The organism is Dactylosporangium sp. NPDC049742 (assembly GCF_040674675.1).
GTDB classification, from domain to species: Bacteria; Actinomycetota; Actinomycetes; order Mycobacteriales; family Micromonosporaceae; genus Dactylosporangium; species Dactylosporangium maewongense.
The window spans coordinates 377,084-396,649 of sequence record NZ_JBFANF010000002.1 but is presented as its reverse complement, the minus strand read 5'-3'; the positions used below and the strand labels follow the sequence as shown (position 1 = coordinate 396,649).

The following is a 19,566-nucleotide window of genomic DNA, read 5'->3' as shown; positions in this document are numbered from 1 at the left end:
GTGCCGCGTCCAAGGCGTGCCGCGGCCCGGGTGGTGGCGGGGTGTTCCGGCTGGTCGGCGGCGTCCGGGCCAGCTGTTCGGCGCTCCTGCCCGCCCTGCCCTGCTGCGTCCGTGCCCTGCCGCCTCCTGGGCGTGCCGTGTCGCGGTTCGGGTGGCGGGGCGTCTTGGCTGGTCGGCGCTCCTGCCCTGCCGCGTCCTGGCTGTGCCGCGTCCTGGCCGTGCCGCGTCCTGGCCGTGCCGCGTCCTGGCCGTGCCGCGTCGCGGTCCGGGTGGCGGCCTGGCTGGGTGCGCAGTATCAGAGCCCCTGGGTGCGGTGTCAGAGCCCGGCGCGGTGGGCCGGCGGGCGATGTGGGCTGGGTCAGGGGCGCCGGGCCACGACGAAGAGGCGCGGGAAGGGCAGGATCGTGCCGAACGGTTCGCGGGGGTAGCGCTCGCTCAGCGCGGCGGCCACCCTGGCCCGGAAGTCGTCGAGCTCCGCGCCGGACAGGGCGTCGAAGTAGGGGCGCAGGCCGGTCCCGCTGAACCACTCCAGCACCGGGTCCTCGCCGGGCAGGACGTGGAAGTACGTCGTCTCCCACGCGTCCACGGCCAGGCCGAGCCCGGCGAGGGTGCGCACGTACCAGGCCGGCTCCCGCACCGGCGTCGCGCCGCGCGGCCCCAGGACGGTCGGGTCCAGGATGTCCGCGTCGAGGATCGGCCCGCCCGTCGGGACCTGGAACGCGAGCGTGCCGCCGTCGTCGAGCGCCGCGGCGAGCGTGGGCATCAGCGCGGCGTGGTCGTCGACCCACTGCAGGGAGGCGTTGGCGACGATGACGTCCACGGAGCCGCGCTGCGGCCGCCACCCGGCGATGTCGCCGAGCTGGAACGACAGCTGCGGGGTGCCGAGCGCTGCCGCCTTCGCGAGCATCTCGGGGGAGGAGTCGATGCCGAGCACCGCCGCGTCCGGGAAGCGCGTCGCGAGGGTCGCGGTCAGCGTGCCCGGCCCGCACCCGAGGTCCACGACCGCGACCGGCGCGGTGGTCTGGATACGCGCCACCAGCTCGTGGAAGGGCCGCGCCCGCTCCTCGGCGAAGCGGCTGTACTGCTCGGGATCCCAAGAGGCCATGCCCCAATCTTGCCGGGCATGGCCTCTTGGACGTGCTGTCAGGGCTTACTTGTGCGGTCTGCCGTAGCCGTACGTGTCGCTGCGGCCGTCGATCGACTGGACCTCGACGTTTCGCCCCGTCGTCGGTGCGTGGATCATCTTGCCGTTACCGATGTAGATGCCCACGTGCCCCAGGCCACGGAAGAACGCCAGGTCGCCGGGGGAGAGCGCGGACCGTGAGATGTGCGTGGTCTTGCTCCACTGCTGCGCCGCGTTGTGCGGCAGGATGACGCCGGCCGCCTTCCAGGCGCCCATGGTCAGGCCGGAGCAGTCCCAGCTGCTTGGTCCGGCGGCGCCCCACTTGTAGGGCTCGCCGAGCTGGGCACAGGCGAAGGCCACCGCCGCGTTCGCCGGTGACGTGCACTCGGCACCGAGCGCGACCTTGACACCCGTGGAGCCGGTGCCGCCGCCGGTCGTCGAGCGGCGGCGGAGCGCCTCGAGCTTCTTGACGTCGCCCTCGATCTTCTTCTTCTTGGTCTCGAGCTCGGTCTTCTGCGCGGTCTCCGCGGCGAGCGTCTCGTCGATCTTCTTCTTCTCTTCGTCCAGCTTCGACTTGGCCGACGTGAAGTCGGCGATCTCGTGCTGCTGGTGCTTGCCGATCTGCTGCAGCGTGGTCAGCTGGTCCATGAGCGTGTCGGACGACCGCGCGTTGAGCACGATGCTGAGGTTCTGCAGGCTGCCCGCGCCCTTGAACGCCGCGACGGCGATGACGTCCACGTTGGCGTTGGCGTTGGCCATGTTGTCGACGTAGGGCTGGAGCTTCTTCTGCAGCTCGGCGGCGGCCGCCTGAGTGGCGGCCAGATCGCCATTGATCTTGTTGTAGGCCTCGACCAGGTCTTCGAGCTCGTCGCCCGCCTTCTGGATCTGGGCGTCGATCTCAGCCGCTGTCGGATCGGCCTTGGCGACACTCGCGGGCGCCACGATCGCCAGCGACACGACCCCGATGAAGAGTGTGCGCAGCAGGGACCGTTTGGTGCGGTGTCCAGCGGACAAGGGATGACCCTTCTTCACCGACCGCCTACCGGGTTAGCTGACGGGTTCGGGCGGGAAGAGTGCGCCCTACCGCGCTGTGCGGATTCACCCCAAGGACCCTGGGTCCCCGGCTCGACAGCGCCAGAGCGGCGCTCGACTCGGCGGCGCTTGCCCGGCGCCGCCCGGGGTGGGCGACGGACTGCCGTGCAGGCCAGGACATAACTTAACGTGATCACCAACGAAGCGAAACCCGCGAGCGTTGTTGAATATCGATTACCCCAAAAGTCCGAATCACGGCGGGTTGTCGCTCCACATCGGACAGTGACGCACCACAGAAGATGGTGTTGACGGACACACAATTGGGGCTTGATTCTGCTCTGAGACCCGGTTAAATACACGTAACTTTATTCACCGTCGATGCACATAGTTCGCCCACTCCGAACACCCCCGGAGGAGCGTCACCGGATGTTGCGTGTCCAGAACCTCGAGGTCGTCTACGACGACGTGATGCTGGTGCTGCGAGGCGTCAGCCTGCAGGTCCCACCAGGACGCATCGTCGCGCTGCTCGGCGCGAACGGTGCCGGCAAGACCACGCTGCTGCGGGCCCTGTCGGGCCTGCTCGGCGTCCACGACGGCGCCATCACCAAGGGCGCCGTCACGCTCGACGAGAAGCCCATCCACCGGCTCAAGCCGGCCGCCGTGGTCCGCCGCGGCGTCTCGCAGGTGATGGAGGGGCGCAGGACCTTCGCCGAACTGACCGTCGAGGAGAACCTGCGGCTCGGCGCCCACACCCGCCCGAAGGGCCGGGCGGAGGCGATGGACCGCATGTACACCCTGTTCCCCGTGCTTGCGCAGCGCCGCGGCAGCATCGCCGGCTATCTCTCCGGCGGCGAGCAGCAGATGCTGGCGATGGGGCGGGCGCTCATGTCGGACCCGGCGTACCTGCTGCTCGACGAGCCCAGCCTCGGGCTCGCGCCGCGCCTGGTCGAGCAGGTCCGCGACCTGATCGTGCAGATCAACCAGGCCGGCACCGGCGTGCTGCTGGTCGAGCAGAACGCGACCATGGCGCTGTCGATCGCCGAGCACGGATACGTGCTGGAGACGGGCAAGGTCGTGCTCGACAAGCCCGCCGCCGAACTGCTCGCCGACGACGACATCCGCGAGTTCTACCTGGGACGGGCCGAGCGGTCCTTCCGCGACGTGAAGCACTACAAGCGTCGCAAGCGCTGGCTGTCATAGAAAATCAGGAGTCGCCGTGCTGCGTTTCGAAGACGTCCGGCTCAGCTTCGCCGGCGTCAAAGCCATCGACGGGGTTTCGTTCACCGTCGCCAAGGACGAGCTCTTCGCCGTCATCGGGCCCAACGGGGCCGGGAAGACGTCGATCTTCAATGTGATCTCCGGGGTGTACCGGCCGCAGCAGGGCAAGGTGTCCCTCGACGGCGCCGACCTCACCGGACTGCGCCCGGACAAGGTCGCCAAGCTGGGCGTGGCGCGCACCTTCCAGAACGTCGAGCTGTTCCAGCACCTGACCGTGCTGGAGAACCTCATGCTCGGCCGGCACCACCACATCCGCTACGGCACGCTCGCCGCGATCGCGTGGCTCGGCCGGGCCCGGCGCGAGGAGATCGCCAACCGGGCCGTGGTCGAGGACATCGTCGACTTCCTCGAACTGGCGCAGTGGCGCCGGCTGCCGGTGGGGTTGCTGCCGTACGGCGTGCAGAAGCGCGTCGAGCTCGGCCGGGCCCTCGCGATGGAGCCGAAGCTGCTGCTGCTGGACGAGCCGGTCGCCGGGATGAACCTGGAGGAGACCGAGGACATGGCCCGCTTCATCCTCGACGTCCGCGAGGAGCTCGGCGTCCCGATGATCCTCGTCGAGCACGACATGGGGCTCGTCATGGACCTCGCCGACCGGGTGATGGTCGTCGACTTCGGCGTGCCGGTGTCCACCGGGACCCCGGCCGAGGTGCAGAACAACCCCGACGTCCTGCGTGCCTACCTGGGGGAGGTGGAGCGGGCATGACGATCGCCGAACTGGTCAAGCAGCACGCGGAGCGCACGCCCGGCGCCGTCGCCATGCGGGAGAAGCACCGCGGCATCTGGCGCGAGATCACCTGGCGGGACTACTGGAAGACCGCGGAGACCGTCGCCCGGGCGCTCAGGTCGCTCGGCGTCCAGCCCGGCGACCGGGTCGCGATCCAGTCGGAGAACCGCTCCGAGTGGCTCTTCGTCGACGTGGCGACCGTCGCGGTGCGGGCGGCGACCGTCGGGCTGTACCCGACGAACCCGCCGGACGAGGTGCGCCACATGCTCGCCGACTCCGGCGCCCGGATCCTCTTCGCCGAGGACCAGGAGCAGGTGGACAAGGCCCTGGAGGTCCTGGACGACTGCCCCGGCCTGGAGTGGATCGTCTACCTGGAGCCCAGGGGCATCCGCGGCCGGTACAAGCACCCGAAGCTCATCGCCTGGAGCGACCTCCTGGCGTCGCACGCGGATGCGGAGCCGGTCGAGCTGACCTCGGAACCGGACGACGTGGCCACGCTGATCTACACGTCCGGCACGACCGGGCGGCCCAAGGGCGCGATGCTCACCGTCGCCAACGTGGACTTCGCGATCCGGGTCCTGGTCGAGGGCGGCGGGTTCACCGACCCGCCACCGGGGCCGCACGACCTGACCCTGTCCTACCTGCCGCTGTGCCACGTCGCGGAGCGGGTCTTCACGGTCTGGTTCAACGCCGCCGCCGGCGTCACCGTCCACTTCGGCGAGTCGATCGCGACCGTGCAGGCCGACCTGCGCGAGGTGCAGCCGACGATCCTGTTCGGGGTGCCCCGCATCTGGGAGAAGATGATGGCCGGCATCACCGTCCGGCTCGGCGGGGCGTCGCCGCTCAAGCGGGCCAACGCGCGGCTGTGGCTGCGGGTCGCGGACCGCATCGGCGCCACCCTGGAGGCCAACGGCGGGCGGCACACCGCCGGCAGCCGGCTGCGGTACGCGATCGGCTGGCTGCTGTGCTACCGGGCGCTGAAGGATCGCATCGGCGTCCGCCGGGTCCGCTACGCCGCCAGCGGCGCCGCCCCGATCGCCCCCGACGTGCTGCGGTTCTTCATGGGCATCGGGGTGCCGATGTACGAGGTGTACGGCATGACCGAGAACACCGCGATCGGCACCGCCAACCGCCCGGGCCGGATCAGGCTCGGCACGGTCGGCGAGGCGCACTCCGGCGTCGAGATCCGCATCGCCGACGACGGGGAGATCCAGACCCGGCACCCCGGCACGTTCGCCGGCTACTTCCGCAACCAGGCGGCGACCGACGAGGCGATGACGGCGGACGGCTGGCTGCGCACCGGCGACGTCGGCGAGCTGCTCGACGGTACGCACCTGAAGATCACCGACCGGTCGAAGGACATCATCATCACCGCCGGTGGCAAGAACGTGGCGCCGAGCGAGATCGAGAACGCGCTGAAGGCGTCGCCCTTCGTCAAGGAGGCCGTCGTCATCGGCGACCGGCGCGCGTACCTGACCGCCCTCATCGGCATCGAGCTCGACACCGTGGGGGAGTGGGCGCAGCGCCGCGGCATCGGCTACACCACCTACCGCGACCTGGCCGGCAAGCCCGAGGTCATCGCGCTGATCCAGGGCGTCGTCGACGCGGTCAACGCCGGCCACAACCCGGTCGAGCAGGTCAAGACGTTCCGGATGCTGCCCAAGGAGCTCGACCACGAGGACGGCGAGCTCACCGCGACGCAGAAGGTCCGCCGCGGCGCCGTCGCCACGACCTTCGCCACGCTCGTCGACGACATGTACGGGAGCAAGGTGTGAAGGACTTCCTCGAGAGCGTCCTGCGCGGCATCGGCACGGGCAGCGTCTACGCGCTGCTCGGCCTCGGGTTCGTGATCATCTACAAGGCGACCCGGGTCATCTCCTTCGCCCAGCCCGCGTTCATGCTGGCCGGCGCGGTCCTGGTGACCTACCTCGCCGGGCCGCTCGGCTTCTTCCTCGCCCTGGCCGCGTCCGCCGTGCTCACCGGCGGCATCGCGCTCGGCGTCGAGCGGCTCGCGGTCCGCCCGATGATCGGCCGGCCGGTGTTCACCGTCGCGATCATCACGCTCGGCATCGACATCGCCGTCCGGGTCGTCGTCAACGGCGCCATCGGCCTGGACGTGCGGCAGGTCGGCGACCCGTGGGGCCTGAAGGTGTGGAAGCTGCCCGGCGGCGTCCAGGTCGAGCAGCGGCACGTCGCGATGGTCCTCACCACCGCCGTGCTCATCGCCCTGCTGTTCGTGTTCTTCCGGTACACCCGGACCGGCCTGGCGATGCGGGCCGCCTCCTACGACCAGGAGGCGGCGCTCGCCCAGGGCGTCAGCGTCGGGTCGGTGTTCGCGCTGTCGTGGGCGCTCGCCGGCGCGCTCGCCGCGGTCGCCGGCACGTACGCCGCCGTCGGCGGCAGCGTCAGCGAGTCGCTGTGGCTGATCGCGCTGACGGCACTGCCGGTGATCATCCTCGGCGGCCTCGACTCGCTGCCCGGCGCCGTCATCGGCGGCCTCGTCGTCGGCACCGTGCAGGAGCTCACCGCCACCTATCAGGGCTCGGTGCCCTGGCTCGGCGGCAACATCTCGGTCGTCACGCCCTACGTGGTGATGTTCCTGGTCCTGCTCGTGCGCCCCTACGGCCTGTTCGGCACCCGGGAGGTCGAAAGGGTATGAGAAACCGTCCGCTGCTGCGCACCTCGTACAACCAGGAGCTGGCGCTGCTGGACACCACCTCGAAGAAGGTGGCGGTCGGCATCCTCCTCGCGGTCGGGGCGGCGCTGCCCTGGCTGGTCGAGGACCAGCTGCTCCAGCTGATCGGGCTCGCCTGCGTGACCGCGATCGGCGCGATCGGGCTCAACATCGTCACCGGCTACGCCGGGCAGGTGTCGCTCGGGCACGCGTTCTTCCTCGCCATCGGCGCCTACACCGCGGCCGCCATCGCCGGCGACCCGGACGCGCGGACCATCGGGTTCGGGGTCCAGGAGATCCTGATCTGGCTGCCCGCCGCCGGTCTCGTCGCCGCGGTCGCCGGTGTACTGGTGGCGCCGCTCGCCACCCGACTCCGCGGCCTGTACCTGGCGATCGTGACGCTCGGCCTGGTCTTCATCGGCGGCCACGTCATCAACGAGTGGTCGGAGCTGACCGGCGGGCCCGGCATCGGCCGGCAGCCCCCGGCGCCGAAGCTGCTCGGCTACGACCTGAACAGTTCCGACGCGTTCCTCACGAGAGATCAGAAGCTGTACCTGCTGATGCTCGTGCTGCTCGTCCTCGCGGCTCTCGCGGCGCGCAACCTGGCGCGCTCGCGGGTGGGCCGGGCGTTCACGGCCATCCGGGACCGCGACATCGCGGCCGGCGTGATGGGCGTGAACCTGGCCAGGTACAAGACGATCGCTTTCGGGGTGTCGTCGTTCTACGCCGGCTGTGCCGGCGCGCTGCTCTACGTGGGGGTCGGCTACTTCGACCCGACGACCTTCAACCTGCTGCTGTCGGTGCAGTACATCGCCATGGTCCTCATCGGCGGTGCCGGCACGGTCAGCGGCGCGATCCTGGGCGCCTTCCTCATCACGCTGCTGCCGCGGCTGATCCGTGAGGTGCCGTCATTCCTGCCGTTCATCAGCAACTCGCCCGCGGAGTCCCCAAACGCCTACCAGCTCGAAACCGTCCTGTACGGCGTGTTGATCATCGTGTTCCTGATCTTCGAGCCGCGCGGGCTGTTCGGCATCTGGATCCGGCTCCGCACGTACTGGAAAGCCTGGCCGTTCTCGTACTGACCTCGTCGTAAGGAGCCCCTCAATGAAGAGGTTGGGCATGATTGCCCTAGCCGCGGTGCTGACCGTCGGCTCACTCGCCGGATGTCGCGGCGGGGACAACACGGACAACAAAGGTTCGTCGGGCCCGAAGTCGGACGTCGGGATCACGAAGGAGCCCTGTCCCAAGTCGGAGCACAAGGACCGGGGCTGCATCTACCTCGGCATCATCTCCGACCTGACGGTCGGGCCGTTCCACGTCCTCGCCGTGCCGATCACCGACGCGCAGAAGGCGTTCTGGAAGCGGGTCAACGCGCAGGGCGGCATCGGCGGCTACGACATCGACGCCGAGACCTACGTGCGGGACAACAAGTACAACCCGCAGACGCACAACGAGGCGTACCAGGAGATGAAGGGCAAGGTCCTCGCCCTCGCGCAGAGCCTCGGCTCGCCGACGACCGCGGCGATCCTGCCCGACATGAAGCAGAACAACGTCATCGCCGCCCCCGCGGCGTGGACGTCGGCGTACGCGTTCGAGGACAACATCCTCGAGTCCGGCGCCAACTACTGCATCGAGTCGATGAACGCCGTCGACTACGCCAACGAGACGTTCAAGCCCAAGACGGTCATGGCGGTGCACCTCGCCGGCGACTACGGCGACGACGCTGCGGCCGGGGCGAAGATCGCCGCGGAGAAGCTCGGCATGACGTTCATCAACGTGAAGACCGACTCCGGCACCGACAAGCAGGCCGGCGCGGTCACCGCGATCGTCACGCAGAAGCCCGACCTGGTCATCCTCACCACCGGGCCGGCGGACGCGGCCGCGATCGTCGGCGGCGCCGCCCAGCGCGGGTTCAAGGGCCGGTTCATCGGCACCAGCCCGTCCTGGAACCAGGGCCTGCTGGCGACCGCCGCGGCGCCCGCGCTGAAGGCGCTCTACGTGCAGTCCTCGCCGTGGAAGTCCTGGGCCTCCGACACCCCGGGGCACAAGGCGATGCGCGAGGCGCTGCCGGGCGTCACGCCGAACGACGGCTACACGTCGGGCTGGGTCTGGTCGTACCCGCTGCTCGCCGCGCTCAAGAAGGCCCAGGCCGACGGTGACCTGACGCGGGCCGGCCTGCTCAAGGCCGCCAAGTCGCTCACCAAGGTCGACTACGAGGGCATGCTGCCCGACGGTGCCGGCAACTACGCCGCCGGCGCGGACGGCATCTTCCGCCAGTCGCTCATCTACAACCCGACCGTCGGCGCGGGCGGCCCCAACGACATCAAGCTGGAGAAGGACTACTTCACCGGCTCGGTCGCGAAGGACTACAAGCTCGACAAGCCCTGCTACGAGAAGCTGTAGACACCCCTGCGATGACGACGACCCGTTCGGCCGCTGGCCGAACGGGTCGTTTTTTCCGGGCCGGTGTCCGGAGTGGTCGGATTCGAGGCGAAGTCGCACGTCGCGGGTCGGCAACGCGACATTTCCCCGCCATGAGGCGATCGGTACGCTGGCGCAATTTCCGGACTCCCGTCTCTCTGTAACCCCCATCGAGAGGACGGTTCATGTCGATGCGTCGACGTACCGTGCGCGCCTTGCTCGCCGCCCTGCTCACCGCCGGCACGCTCGTGCCGATCGCCGGCTCGCCGCCGGCCGCCGCGTCGACGCTCCCGACCGGCTTCCAGGAGCAGGTCGTCTTCAGCGGCCTGACCAACCCGACCAACATCGAGTTCTCGCCTGACGGGCGCGTGTTCGTCGCGGAGAAGCGGGGCCTGATCAAGGTCTACGACAGCCTGTCGGACCCGACCCCCGACGTCTTCGCCGACCTGCGCACCAACGTCCACGACCAATGGGACCGCGGCATGGTGGGCCTCGCGCTCGCGCCCGGCTTCCCGACGAACCCGTGGGTCTACGTCCTGTACTCCTACGACGCGCTGCCCGGCGGCACCGCGCCGAAGTGGAACGACGTCTGCCCCGACCCCAACAACGGCAACTGCGTCATCACCGGCCGGCTGTCGAGGCTGCAGGCCAGCGGCAACCAGATGGTCGGCACCGAGCAGGTGCTGATCACCGACTGGTGCCAGCAGTTCCCCAGCCACTCCGTCGGCGACCTGCAGTTCGGCGCCGACGGCGCGCTCTACGCCTCCTCCGGTGACGGCGCCAGCTTCAGCGCCACCGACTACGGCCAGTTCGGCAGCCCCGCCAACCCGTGCGCCGACCCGCCGTCGCCGGCCGGCACGGCGCTGAGCACGCCCACCGCCCAGGGCGGCGCGCTGCGCTCCCAGGACGTCCGCACCCTCGCCGACCCGACCCAGCTCAACGGCACGATCATCCGGATCGACCCGGTCACCGGCGCGGCCCTGCCGACGAACCCCAACTCCGTCCTGGGCGACGCCAACGCCCGGCGGATCGTCGCCTACGGCATGCGCAACCCCTTCCGGTTCACGTTCAAGCCCGGCACCAACGAGCTGTGGAGCGGCGAGGTCGGCTGGAACACGTACGAGGAGATCAACCGGATCGCCAACCCGGTCGCCAGCACGATCGGCAACTACGGCTGGCCGTGCATCGAGGGGCCGAGCCCGCAGAGTGGCTACGACGGCGCGAACCTGAACATGTGCGAGCCGATGTACGGCGCGAACCCGGCCGTGCCGAACGTCCAGCCGTACTACTCCTGGAACCACAACGCGAAGGTCGTCGCCGGCGAGAGTTGCCCGAGCGGCGGCTCTTCGTCCTCCGGCGTGGCGTTCTACCCGGACAGCGGCCCCTACCCGGCCGCCTACCGCGGCGCCCTGTTCTTCTCCGACTACAGCCGCGACTGCATCTGGGCCATGATGCCCACGGCCGCCGGTGGCCTGCCGTCGACGTCGAACATCATCACGTTCGCCGCCGGTGCCGCCAACCCGGTCGACCTCGCCGTCGGCCCCGGCAACGAGCTGTACTACGTGGACCTCGGCGGCACCGTGCGCCGAATCCGCTACTACAACGTCAACCAGCCGCCGGTCGCGGCGATCACCGCCAGCCGCACCTCCGGCGGCACGCCGCTGGCCGTGACCTTCGACGGCTCGACGTCCTCCGACGCCGACCCCGCCGACCAGGGTCTGCTCACCTACCAGTGGGACTTCACCAACGACGGGACCGTCGACGCCACCGGGGTGACCGCGAGCTTCACGTACACCACCGCCGGCACCTACACGGCGAGGCTGCGCGTCACCGACACCCTCGGCGCCACCAACGACAAGACGATCACCATCACGGCCGGCAACGACTCGCCGACCGCGGTCATCGACACGCCGGCCTCCTCGTACACCTGGGCCGTCGGCGACGCGATCAGCTTCTCCGGTCACGCGAGCGACCCGCAGCAGGGCGCGCTGCCCGCGTCCGCGCTCAGCTGGACGACCGTGCTGCACCACTGCTCGTCGCCGGGCGTGTGCCACGAGCACCCGCTGCAGACGCTCAACGGCGTCGCCAGTGGGACGCTCACCGCGCCGGACCACGAGTACCCGTCATACCTGGAGCTCAGGATGACGGCGACCGACGCGGGCGGGCTGACCAGCACCACCACCGTCAACGTGCAGCCCAAGACGGTCGACCTGACGTTCGTCAGCAACCCGGCCGGGCTCAACCTGACGGTCGGCGCGACGAGCCAGGTGGCACCCTTCACCCGCACCGTCATCCAGGGGTCGACCAACACGGTCAGCGCGCCGACGCCGCAGCTGTACAACAACGTGCCGCAGACCTTCGGCAGCTGGTCCGACGGCGGGGCGCAGACCCACGTGATCACCGCTCCGGCGACCGACCGCACGTACACCGCGAGCTTCACGTCCTCGTGCACCGACACCTTCGGCTACGTCTGCTCGGCGTCGCCCCGGGCGTTCGTGCCGGCCGACGGCACCGTGCTGCCGCTGACCGGTGACGACAACATGAGCCAGGTGACGCTGCCGTTCGGCTTCAAGTTCTACGGCACGACCTACACCTCGGCCTGGATCGACACCAACGGCCGGCTGAGCTTCGCCAACCAGGGCTCCTCCACCACGGGGCACGGCGCGATCCCGTCCACGGCGACGCCGAACTCGTCGGTGTACGCCTACTGGACCGACCTCGTCGTCGACGGCTCGGCCAGCGTCCGGACCGCGGTGACCGGCTCGGCGCCCAACCGGCAGTTCATCGTCGAGTGGCGCAACGCCTACCAGTACGGGTTCACGTCCCGGCGGATCAACGCCGAGGCGATCCTGTACGAGAACGGCGACGTCGTCACCAACTACTCCGGCATCGACAACACCGCCGAGGCCGGCGCGTCGTCGACGGTCGGCATCGAGAACGCCACCGGCACCGTCGGCATCCAGTACTCCAACAACACCTCGGCGCTGCAGAACGGCATGGGTGTGCTGTTCAAGGCGCCGGGCGGCGGGGAGGACCCACCGCCCGTCACCGGCACCGTGACCGGCACGGTGACCAACCAGGGCAGCGGCACGCCGGTCGCCGGTGCGACGGTGACGCTCACCCCGGGCGGGGCGACGAAGACCACCGCCGCCAACGGCACCTACACGTTCACCGGCGTGCCGGCCGGGTCCTACACGGTGACGGCCTCCGTCGGGTCCGGCGGGCAGTGCGGCGGGGGCGGCGCCTCGGCACCGGTGACCGTCGCGGCCGGCACCTCGACCGTCAACCTGGCCCTGACGCAGGGCGCCGACGCGTTCGGCTACACCTGCGCCGACGGGCCGCGCGCGTTCATCGACGCCGACACGCCGCTCACCCTCACCGGTGACGACGCGATCGTCCAGCTGACCACGCCCTTCCCGGTCAAGCTGTACGGCACGTCGTACACCTCCGTCTGGGTCGACACGAACGGCAAGGCGAGCTTCGTGAACCCCGGCGCGGCGAACGCCGACCACACGACCCTGCCGACCACGGCGGCGCCGAACGCGACGGTCTACCCGTTCTGGTCGGACCTCGTCGTGGACGGCCAGTCCAGCGTCCGCACCGGGACAACGGGTGCGGCGCCGAACCGGGCGTACGTCATCGAGTGGCGCAACGTGTACCTCTACGGCAACACGTCGCGGCGCCTCACCTTCGAGGCGGTCTTCTACGAGAACGGCGACATCGCGTTCGCGTACAAGGAGCTCGACAACGCGTTCGAGCAGGGCAGCACGGCGACGGTCGGGATCGAGAACGCGGCCGGGACCGTCGCCTACCAGTACTCCAACAACCAGCCGGTGCTGGTCAGCGGCAACGGGGTGCTCTTCCGCCCGCCGGCCTGATCATCCCCTCTTGAGTTCCGCGGCGACCTGCCGCATGAGGTCGATCGAGGCCTCGTGCGGCAGGGCCTTCGCCGCCAGCCGGCGCAGCCCCTCGGCGTGCTGGGCGATCATCTCCGGCTCCTCGATCAGCTGGCCGCCCTTGTGCAGCATGCCGTCGTCGGCGCCGAACTCGAGCACGGTGAACGCGCCGTCCCACCCGACGTGGTAGCCGGCGTTGAACGGCACGATCCGCACGTCGGTGTACTCCCGATGCGCGAACTCCACCGCGTGCTCGATCTGGTCGACGAGGACGGCCTCGTCGTCGTGCAGCGGCAGCCGGCGCAGCACCGACTCGTCGATCAGCGCCTGGAACTTGGACGGCTGGTCACGCTCGAACAGCTCACTCTGCCGCCGCAGCCGGAACTCGACGCGCTGCTCGTGATCGCCGGCCCTCTGCTCGGCGGTCGTCGCGGTCGCGTAGCGCCGGGTCTGCATCAGCTCGGGGAACTGCATCGGCTCGAACGTGCCGACGAACACCGCCTCCGCCTCGAACCCCACATAGGTGAGCAGGGGACCGGGCAGGGTCGCGCGGTACTCGTCCCACCACATCCGCCGTTTCGCCGCCCGAGCCAGCTCCAGCAGGTCGTCGACCAGCTGGGTGTCGTGCAGCCGGTAGTACGCCAGCAGGCTGCGCAGGTCGCTGACCGAGATGGCGACGGTGCCGTTCTCGATCCGGATCAGCTTCGACAGTGACCACTCCATTTCGGCGGCCACCAGGTCCTGGGTCAGTTCACGTTCTCTCCGGAGCCGGCGCAACTCGGCTCGAAGGCGACGCTTGCCCACGATCGGTCCACTCATGGACTGTTCCCCCAAATCGCGTCCAGATGGCAACGCGGCGTCTCTACCCGATTCGCGGCGAATGCACCTGGTGATTTCAGCCCACGTCTGCTTGGGAGGGGGCGTGCGCCGCCAGGAAGATCTCGGCCATCGCGCTGGCGGGAGCACCGGCGGCGCCGCTGGGTGAGCCGCGGCGGGCGAGGTTCAGGCCGACCAGGACGCCGGCGGCGACCGCGAGCGCGACGATCACCACGCCGACCGCGATCCACCACGCCGTGGTGCTGCTCATCCGGCCCGGTGCCTGGACGACCTGGGCGGCCTGGACGGCCTTCGGCGGGGGCGCCTGTTCGAGCGGCTGCTGGATCGGCATCTGCTCGTTGGCCGGGCGCTGCATCGGTACAGCTGCCGTAGTGGCTTTTGTGGCTTTTGTGGCTTTTTGCGCTTTTTCCGGATTCTTCCTGTTTGGTCGCACCGGCGGAGGTGGGGGCAAGACCTCCGCCGGTGCATACGTGTCCTCGTCCAGGAGCTCGTCGCCCTCGGTCGTCGCCCAGGGGGAGGGGCGGACGGTCCAGTTGGACGCCCGGGCGTAGTAGACCGGTGCCTCCGGCGGGTGCGTGTCGCCGGCCTGCCGCCTGGGTGGTGGCTGGCTGGCGGGCGGTGGCGTCCCGGGTGGAGGGGCCGGCGGGATCTCCGGCGCCTGGCGGTCCGGTGTGGTCGGTGCCCAGGGGGAGGGGGCGACCGGCCGGACCTGTGGCGTTGTCCGGGAGCGAGGCACCTCACGCGGCGGCGGGAAGTAGATCCCGTCCTCCGCATGGTCGTCGTCGCGACGTCTGTGGTGCCGGCCCTCGGTCATCGAGTTCCTTTCTCGTCGGCGAGGCCGCTACGCAGCGCAAGGATGAGGAAGCACGCTGCGGTCAACCTAGCACTGGGAACCGTCGATGTGTGACCGCTCGGCTACTCCTTGATCAAAGGTCCTTAGCGGTATCTGAGGATCGCGCAATCGGGACATTTTTCTGGAACCTCTCAGATCTGGCGCCGTACGGCCGAATGTCCTGCACGTTCGGGCGGGCATTCGGTATTGGTGGTGGATCTGTCGATGTCGGTCGATGTGCGGTCGGTGCGGTCGCATCGTGCCCTGCGCGCCGCCGTGATCCTCGCCGTGCTCAGCACCGGCTGGCTCGCCGCCCAGTGGCCGCACGCGCTCATCCACCCGGCGATCGGCTGGATCCCCGTGCCGCTCAGCGCGGGTCTCGCCGCCGCCGTGTGCTTCCGCACCGCACGTGTCGCGGGCGAGGCCGGACGCTTCTGGCGCCACCTCGGCGTCATCATGCTCATCCTGCTCGCCGGCGTCCTCAGCAGCGCCGTGGACAGCCTGGTCGGCCCGGGCGCCCCGACCCAGCGCTCCGGCGGCCTCACGATGGTGCTGTACCTCGGCGCCGTCCTGGTCCTCGTCTGGGCCCTGCTGCGCCTCCCCGTCCGGCGCCGCATGATCACCTTCAGCCTCGACCTCGCCGTGGTGGTCTGCGCCACCACGCTCGTCGCGTGGTTCTTCGCCGTGCAGCAGTCCCTGGAGGTCGCCCGGGTCACCGGCACCGTCTGGACCATCTTCGGCATCCTGCTCATGCTGTTCGCCGGCCTGCTCGCCGTCGCGAAGGTCGCCCTCGCCGGCACCGGCGGCCTCGACCGCGCCGCCCTGTGGGTCCTCGGCGGCACCGTCCTCATGGGCGCGGGCCTCGGCGCGATCGCGCCGCTGCTGGAGTCCCGGCCCTACCTCAACGACTGCCAGCTGTCGATCCCGGTCTGCGCCGCAGGCATCGTCCTCGCGGCCCTCGTCCAGCGGCACGCGACCCCGGCGTCCCTCGCCACCCCGCGCAAGCCGTCGCGGCCGTTCAGCCCGCTGCCGTACCTGGCGGTCGTCGTCGCCGACGGCTTCGTCCTGGCCGGCATCGGGCCCGACCAGACCCAGACCCGGATCCTCGTCGGCGGGTCCGTCCTGCTCACCCTGCTCGTCGTCGCCCGCCAGCTGGTCGCCTTCTACGAGAACAGCAGCCTGCTCGCCCGCGTCGACGCCAGCATGCTGGAGCTGCGGCGGCACGAGCGCCGGTTCCGCTCCCTCGTGCAGAACTCCAGCGACATCTTCGCCATCACGGACGCCGCCGGCCGCGTCACGTACGCCAGCCCGAGCCTCATCCGCTTCTACGGCATCCCCGCCGACCGCTTCCTCGGCAGCGTCGCCAGCGAGCGGGTCCACCCCGACGACCTGGCCCCCCTGCGCCGGCAGCCGGCCGTGCCCGGCGCCGCCCGCACCGCGCAGATGCGCCTGCGGCACGCCGACGGCACCTGGCGCTGGTTCGAGGTCGTCACCACCAACCTCCTGCACGACCCCAGCGTCCGCGGCATCGTCAGCAACGCCCGCGACATCACCGAGAGCCGCCGGTATCAGGACCAGCTCGCGTACCAGGCGTCCCACGACGCCCTCACCGGCCTCGCCAACCGCGCCCTCTTCAACGCCGGCACCGTCCAGGCCGTCCGCGACGCCCAGTCCTCCTCCAGCGGGCTCGCCCTCGCCCTCGTCGACCTCGACGACTTCAAGGCCATCAACGACCGCCTCGGCCACGCCGTCGGCGACGCCCTCCTCGTCGAGGTCAGCGAGCGCCTCCGCGCCAGCATCCGCCCCGGCGACACGGTCGCCCGCCTCGGCGGCGACGAGTTCGCGGTCCTGCTGCCCGACGCCACCGCCGCCGAGAGCGCCCGCATCGCGGAGGCCTTCATCGACGCGCTCGCCGTCCCCGTCCGCGCCGCCGGCTACGAGCTGCTCATCCAGGCCAGCATCGGCGTCGCCCGCCACACCGCCGACTGCGACGCCTCCGACCTCCTGCGCCGCGCCGACATGGCCATGTACGCCGCGAAGGAGCTGGGCAAGAGCCGCTGGGTCGAGTACGGCCCCGAGCTCGACGCCCACGCCGTCGAACATGCCCAGGTCGCCGCCGAGCTGAGCCAGGCCCTCGACCGCGACGAGCTCTTCGTTCTCTACCAGCCCATCGTCGGCCTCCCGCACGGCGAGGTCCGCGGCGTCGAGGCCCTCGTCCGCTGGCGCCACCCCACCCGCGGCCTGGTCTCACCGGTCACGTTCATCCCCGTCGCCGAACGCACCGGCCTCATCGTCCCCATCGGCGCCTGGATCCTGCGCTCGGCCTGCGCCCAGGGCGCCCGCTGGGCTCGCGAACTGGGCCCCCTGGCCCCGTGGAAGATCAGCGTCAACGCCTCCGCCCGCCAGCTGCTCGAACCCTCCTTCGTCGCCACCGTCGCCGCCACCCTCGCCGACACCGGCCTGGACCCCGCCCGCCTCACCATCGAGATCACGGAGACAGCGGTCTTCGGCGGCGGCCGCGCCCTGGACACCGTCCGCGCCCTGCACGCCCTCGGCGTGAAGATCGCCCTCGACGACTTCGGCACCGGCCACTCCTCCCTCGGCCTGCTGCGCACCTGCCCCGTGGACGTCCTCAAGGTCGACAAGTCCTTCGTCGACGGCGTCACCGGCACCGTCGAGCAGGAGGCCATCGCGACCTCCATCAGCGAGATCGCCCAGGCTCTCCGCCTGGAAGCCGTAGCCGAGGGCGTCGAGACCGCCGCCCAGGCCGACCGCCTGCTGGAGCTCGGCTACCACCTGGCCCAGGGCTTCCACTTCGCCCGCCCCCTCCCAGCCGACGAGATCGCCCCCCTCTGCACCCACCCCGCCGTCCCAAACCTGACCCACTGACCGTTCCGGTCTCCGCGCCGACACCACCCAGCCCACCAACCGCCGCCTCCTCACGCCCCGGCACTTCACCGCACCTCCGCGCGGCGATCCGGGCTTTCACGGCGCGGAGACCGTAGTGCTCCGGATTCGCGCAGAGGGTGAGCTGGTCGGTTCGGGTTCGCACGGCGGTCTCGAGCCTGACTCGAGCACCACGACGCCCGGGACGCCGCGACGGGCGGACGTCACGGTTCGGGGCCGCCGGGGGTCCGCGCGGCGGTTTCGGGCTTGGCCCAGCAGCCGCGACACAAGGACACCGCGACGTGCATGCAATGGCGGGTGGATCTCGCGTCGCGGGCGCTCACAGCAGGCATTCGACCGATTGAGGCCGGGGATGCGGAGCGGCCTCGGGCATAACGGCACGCCACGACACGGAACCACATGCAAGCGGCCACCCCCCCCCATGATCCGGAAGACTTTGTGCAGCCGGAGGCCTGCGAGCGAACCCGCCAACGCCAGGGACACCGCGCCACGGTGATGTCATTGCGCAGGCATACGGGACGACCCCGGCACGGCGCAGGGTAGGACGGCGCAGCGACGGGGATGTCAGTGCGCGGGCACGCAGGGACGGTCGTCGACGGCCCACCATCGTCACCGCGTGGGCCGCGGCGTCTGACCGCGGCCAGACGGCACCTTCGCGTCCCTGGCCGTGCGCCCCGGCGACACGGTGGCCGCGGGGCAGGCGCTGGCGGAGACGGCGCGGCGACGGGCGGCGCAACCGCCAGCGTTGGAGCCGAGGTCGACCTGCAGGAAGCGCGGGGCGGTGCCGGTGCAGAACTTGTACATGCCCGGCGCGCCCTCGGACTCCATGGAGTCCTCGGCCTCGGCCTTCGCCGTCGCCCTGTTCGCGAAGGCCACCGGCGACACCGCCAACTACAACTCGCCGCGGCGTGGGGGTGGGACGGCGCAGGGAGGGGATGTCATTGCGCGGGCACCCAGAGACAGCGCGGCGACGGGGGCAGCGGCGACAGGGACAGCGCGGCGACGGCGCGGGACAGGGACAGCGCGGCGACGGCGCGGGACAGGGACGGCGTGGCGACGAGAGGGCGCGGGGGTGGGACGGTGTGCGGGCCGGCGAAGCGCGGCAGCGGACCAGAGCGCGTCTGAGGGGAGGCGCGCTCCGGTCCGCTGCCGCTGGCGAAGGAAGCGTCAGGCGGGCGTGCCCCACATCGCGGCGAACGCGGCTGCCTCGCCGGCGAGCCACCGCTCCACCTCGCCCGGCTTGACCGACGGGTCGGGGCGCAGGACGTCGCCGCGGCGCAGGTCGACGAGGACGGGCGTGGCGTTGGGCAGGACCAGGTCCATGTGGCGGGTCATGAGGTGCAGGGTGGCGACCGCGGCCTCGTCCTGCGGCGGGTCCTCGTCGAAGTGCAGGCGGACCGCCTCGCCGTGACCGTCCGCATACCGCAGGCCGAAGTGCGGGTTGATCTTCACAGGAAGGCTGCCCAGCATGCCGAGGGCGTCGCGCGTCGGGGTGACCTCCACCTGCGACAGGTCGCCGATCGACTCGATGTAGCGCAGCGCGCCGGGGACGACCGACTCGTACAGTGGCCGCCAGCGCGAATTGACCTGCTCGACGACCGCGTTGAGGTAGGTGCCGCCGGTGCGGAACCGGATGTCGGCCTTCAGCGCCTTGACCAACTGGCCGTGTGGGTTGAAGCCGGAGCCCGACTCTCGCTGACGGCGCAGCCCGCCCACGAAGCTCGCCTTGCGAGGGCCGGTGCGGCCGACATAGCGCGTGAAACTCAACAGCGTCGCATACGGAACGGACCCCGGGGTGACGGTGGACACGGTCACTTGCGCTCTCCTCCCAGCCAACGAAAC

Annotated in this window: 14 protein-coding genes and 1 riboswitch; of the genes, 8 read left to right on the top strand and 6 right to left on the bottom strand. The window is 70.6% G+C overall.

The features are described from left to right. Positions 1-358: 358 nt before the first annotated feature. Positions 359-1,105 (bottom strand): methyltransferase domain-containing protein, encoded by a 747-nt coding sequence (locus tag AB0J72_RS05270; RefSeq protein WP_363394600.1) that lies wholly within the window; start codon positions 1,103-1,105, stop codon positions 359-361. 45 nt (positions 1,106-1,150) lie between these two features. After that, a complete protein-coding gene (locus tag AB0J72_RS05265) occupies positions 1,151-2,137 on the bottom strand; it encodes an NlpC/P60 family protein (RefSeq protein WP_363394598.1) in 987 nt (328 codons plus the stop codon). A gap of 8 nt (positions 2,138-2,145) precedes the next feature. After that, a riboswitch (cyclic di-AMP (ydaO/yuaA leader) is annotated at positions 2,146-2,290 on the bottom strand. A 291-nt stretch (positions 2,291-2,581) separates the two neighbouring features. Here AB0J72_RS05265 and AB0J72_RS05260 point away from each other — a divergent pair. The 7 genes from AB0J72_RS05260 to AB0J72_RS05230 all read left to right on the top strand — a co-directional run bounded on the left by AB0J72_RS05260 (position 2,582) and on the right by AB0J72_RS05230 (position 13,130). Next, a complete protein-coding gene (locus AB0J72_RS05260; RefSeq protein ID WP_360560192.1) occupies positions 2,582-3,355 on the top strand; it encodes an ABC transporter ATP-binding protein in 774 nt (257 codons plus the stop codon). A 16-nt stretch (positions 3,356-3,371) separates the two neighbouring features. Continuing rightward, positions 3,372-4,136, top strand: coding sequence for an ABC transporter ATP-binding protein (locus tag AB0J72_RS05255; protein WP_363394596.1), 765 nt, complete (start codon positions 3,372-3,374; stop codon positions 4,134-4,136). Beyond that, the gene (locus AB0J72_RS05250; protein WP_363394594.1) at positions 4,133-5,932 is read left to right on the top strand and encodes an AMP-binding protein; all 1,800 of its coding nucleotides are present in this window, start codon (positions 4,133-4,135) and stop codon (positions 5,930-5,932) included. Before AB0J72_RS05255 ends, AB0J72_RS05250 begins: the two co-directional genes overlap by 4 nt. Beyond that, positions 5,929-6,816, top strand: coding sequence for a branched-chain amino acid ABC transporter permease (locus tag AB0J72_RS05245; RefSeq protein WP_344513697.1), 888 nt, complete (start codon positions 5,929-5,931; stop codon positions 6,814-6,816). The genes AB0J72_RS05250 and AB0J72_RS05245 overlap by 4 nt, the downstream gene beginning before the upstream one ends. After that, positions 6,813-7,913, top strand: coding sequence for a branched-chain amino acid ABC transporter permease (locus AB0J72_RS05240; RefSeq protein ID WP_363394592.1), 1,101 nt, complete (start codon positions 6,813-6,815; stop codon positions 7,911-7,913). The genes AB0J72_RS05245 and AB0J72_RS05240 overlap by 4 nt, the downstream gene beginning before the upstream one ends. A gap of 37 nt (positions 7,914-7,950) precedes the next feature. Beyond that, positions 7,951-9,234 carry an ABC transporter substrate-binding protein gene (locus AB0J72_RS05235; protein ID WP_363394590.1) on the top strand — a complete coding sequence of 428 codons (1,284 nt, stop codon included), beginning with the start codon at positions 7,951-7,953 and terminating at the stop codon, positions 9,232-9,234. Between the two features lie 209 nt (positions 9,235-9,443). Further along, on the top strand, positions 9,444-13,130 hold the full coding sequence (locus tag AB0J72_RS05230) for a PQQ-dependent sugar dehydrogenase (protein WP_363394588.1): 3,687 nt from the start codon (positions 9,444-9,446) through the stop codon (positions 13,128-13,130). On the opposite strand, the gene AB0J72_RS05225 is transcribed toward AB0J72_RS05230, so the two are convergent. Beyond that, positions 13,131-13,967 (bottom strand): DUF5753 domain-containing protein, encoded by an 837-nt coding sequence (locus tag AB0J72_RS05225; protein ID WP_363394586.1) that lies wholly within the window; start codon positions 13,965-13,967, stop codon positions 13,131-13,133. It abuts the gene before it with no gap. A 76-nt stretch (positions 13,968-14,043) separates the two neighbouring features. Next, complete coding sequence (locus AB0J72_RS05220; RefSeq protein WP_363394584.1) at positions 14,044-14,340, bottom strand: hypothetical protein; 297 nt, start codon at positions 14,338-14,340, stop codon at positions 14,044-14,046. 702 nt (positions 14,341-15,042) lie between these two features. Between AB0J72_RS05220 and AB0J72_RS05215 the strand changes: the two genes are divergently transcribed. Continuing rightward, positions 15,043-17,706 carry an EAL domain-containing protein gene (locus AB0J72_RS05215; RefSeq protein WP_363394582.1) on the top strand — a complete coding sequence of 888 codons (2,664 nt, stop codon included), beginning with the start codon at positions 15,043-15,045 and terminating at the stop codon, positions 17,704-17,706. A gap of 627 nt (positions 17,707-18,333) precedes the next feature. Here AB0J72_RS05215 and AB0J72_RS05210 read toward each other — a convergent pair. Both AB0J72_RS05210 and AB0J72_RS05205 read right to left on the bottom strand, forming a co-directional pair. Continuing rightward, entirely contained in the window at positions 18,334-18,600 is a 267-nt protein-coding gene (locus AB0J72_RS05210) for a hypothetical protein (protein ID WP_363394580.1), read from the bottom strand. A gap of 291 nt (positions 18,601-18,891) precedes the next feature. Beyond that, on the bottom strand, positions 18,892-19,539 hold the full coding sequence (locus AB0J72_RS05205; protein WP_363394578.1) for a hypothetical protein: 648 nt from the start codon (positions 19,537-19,539) through the stop codon (positions 18,892-18,894). Between the last annotated feature and the right edge of the window lie 27 nt (positions 19,540-19,566).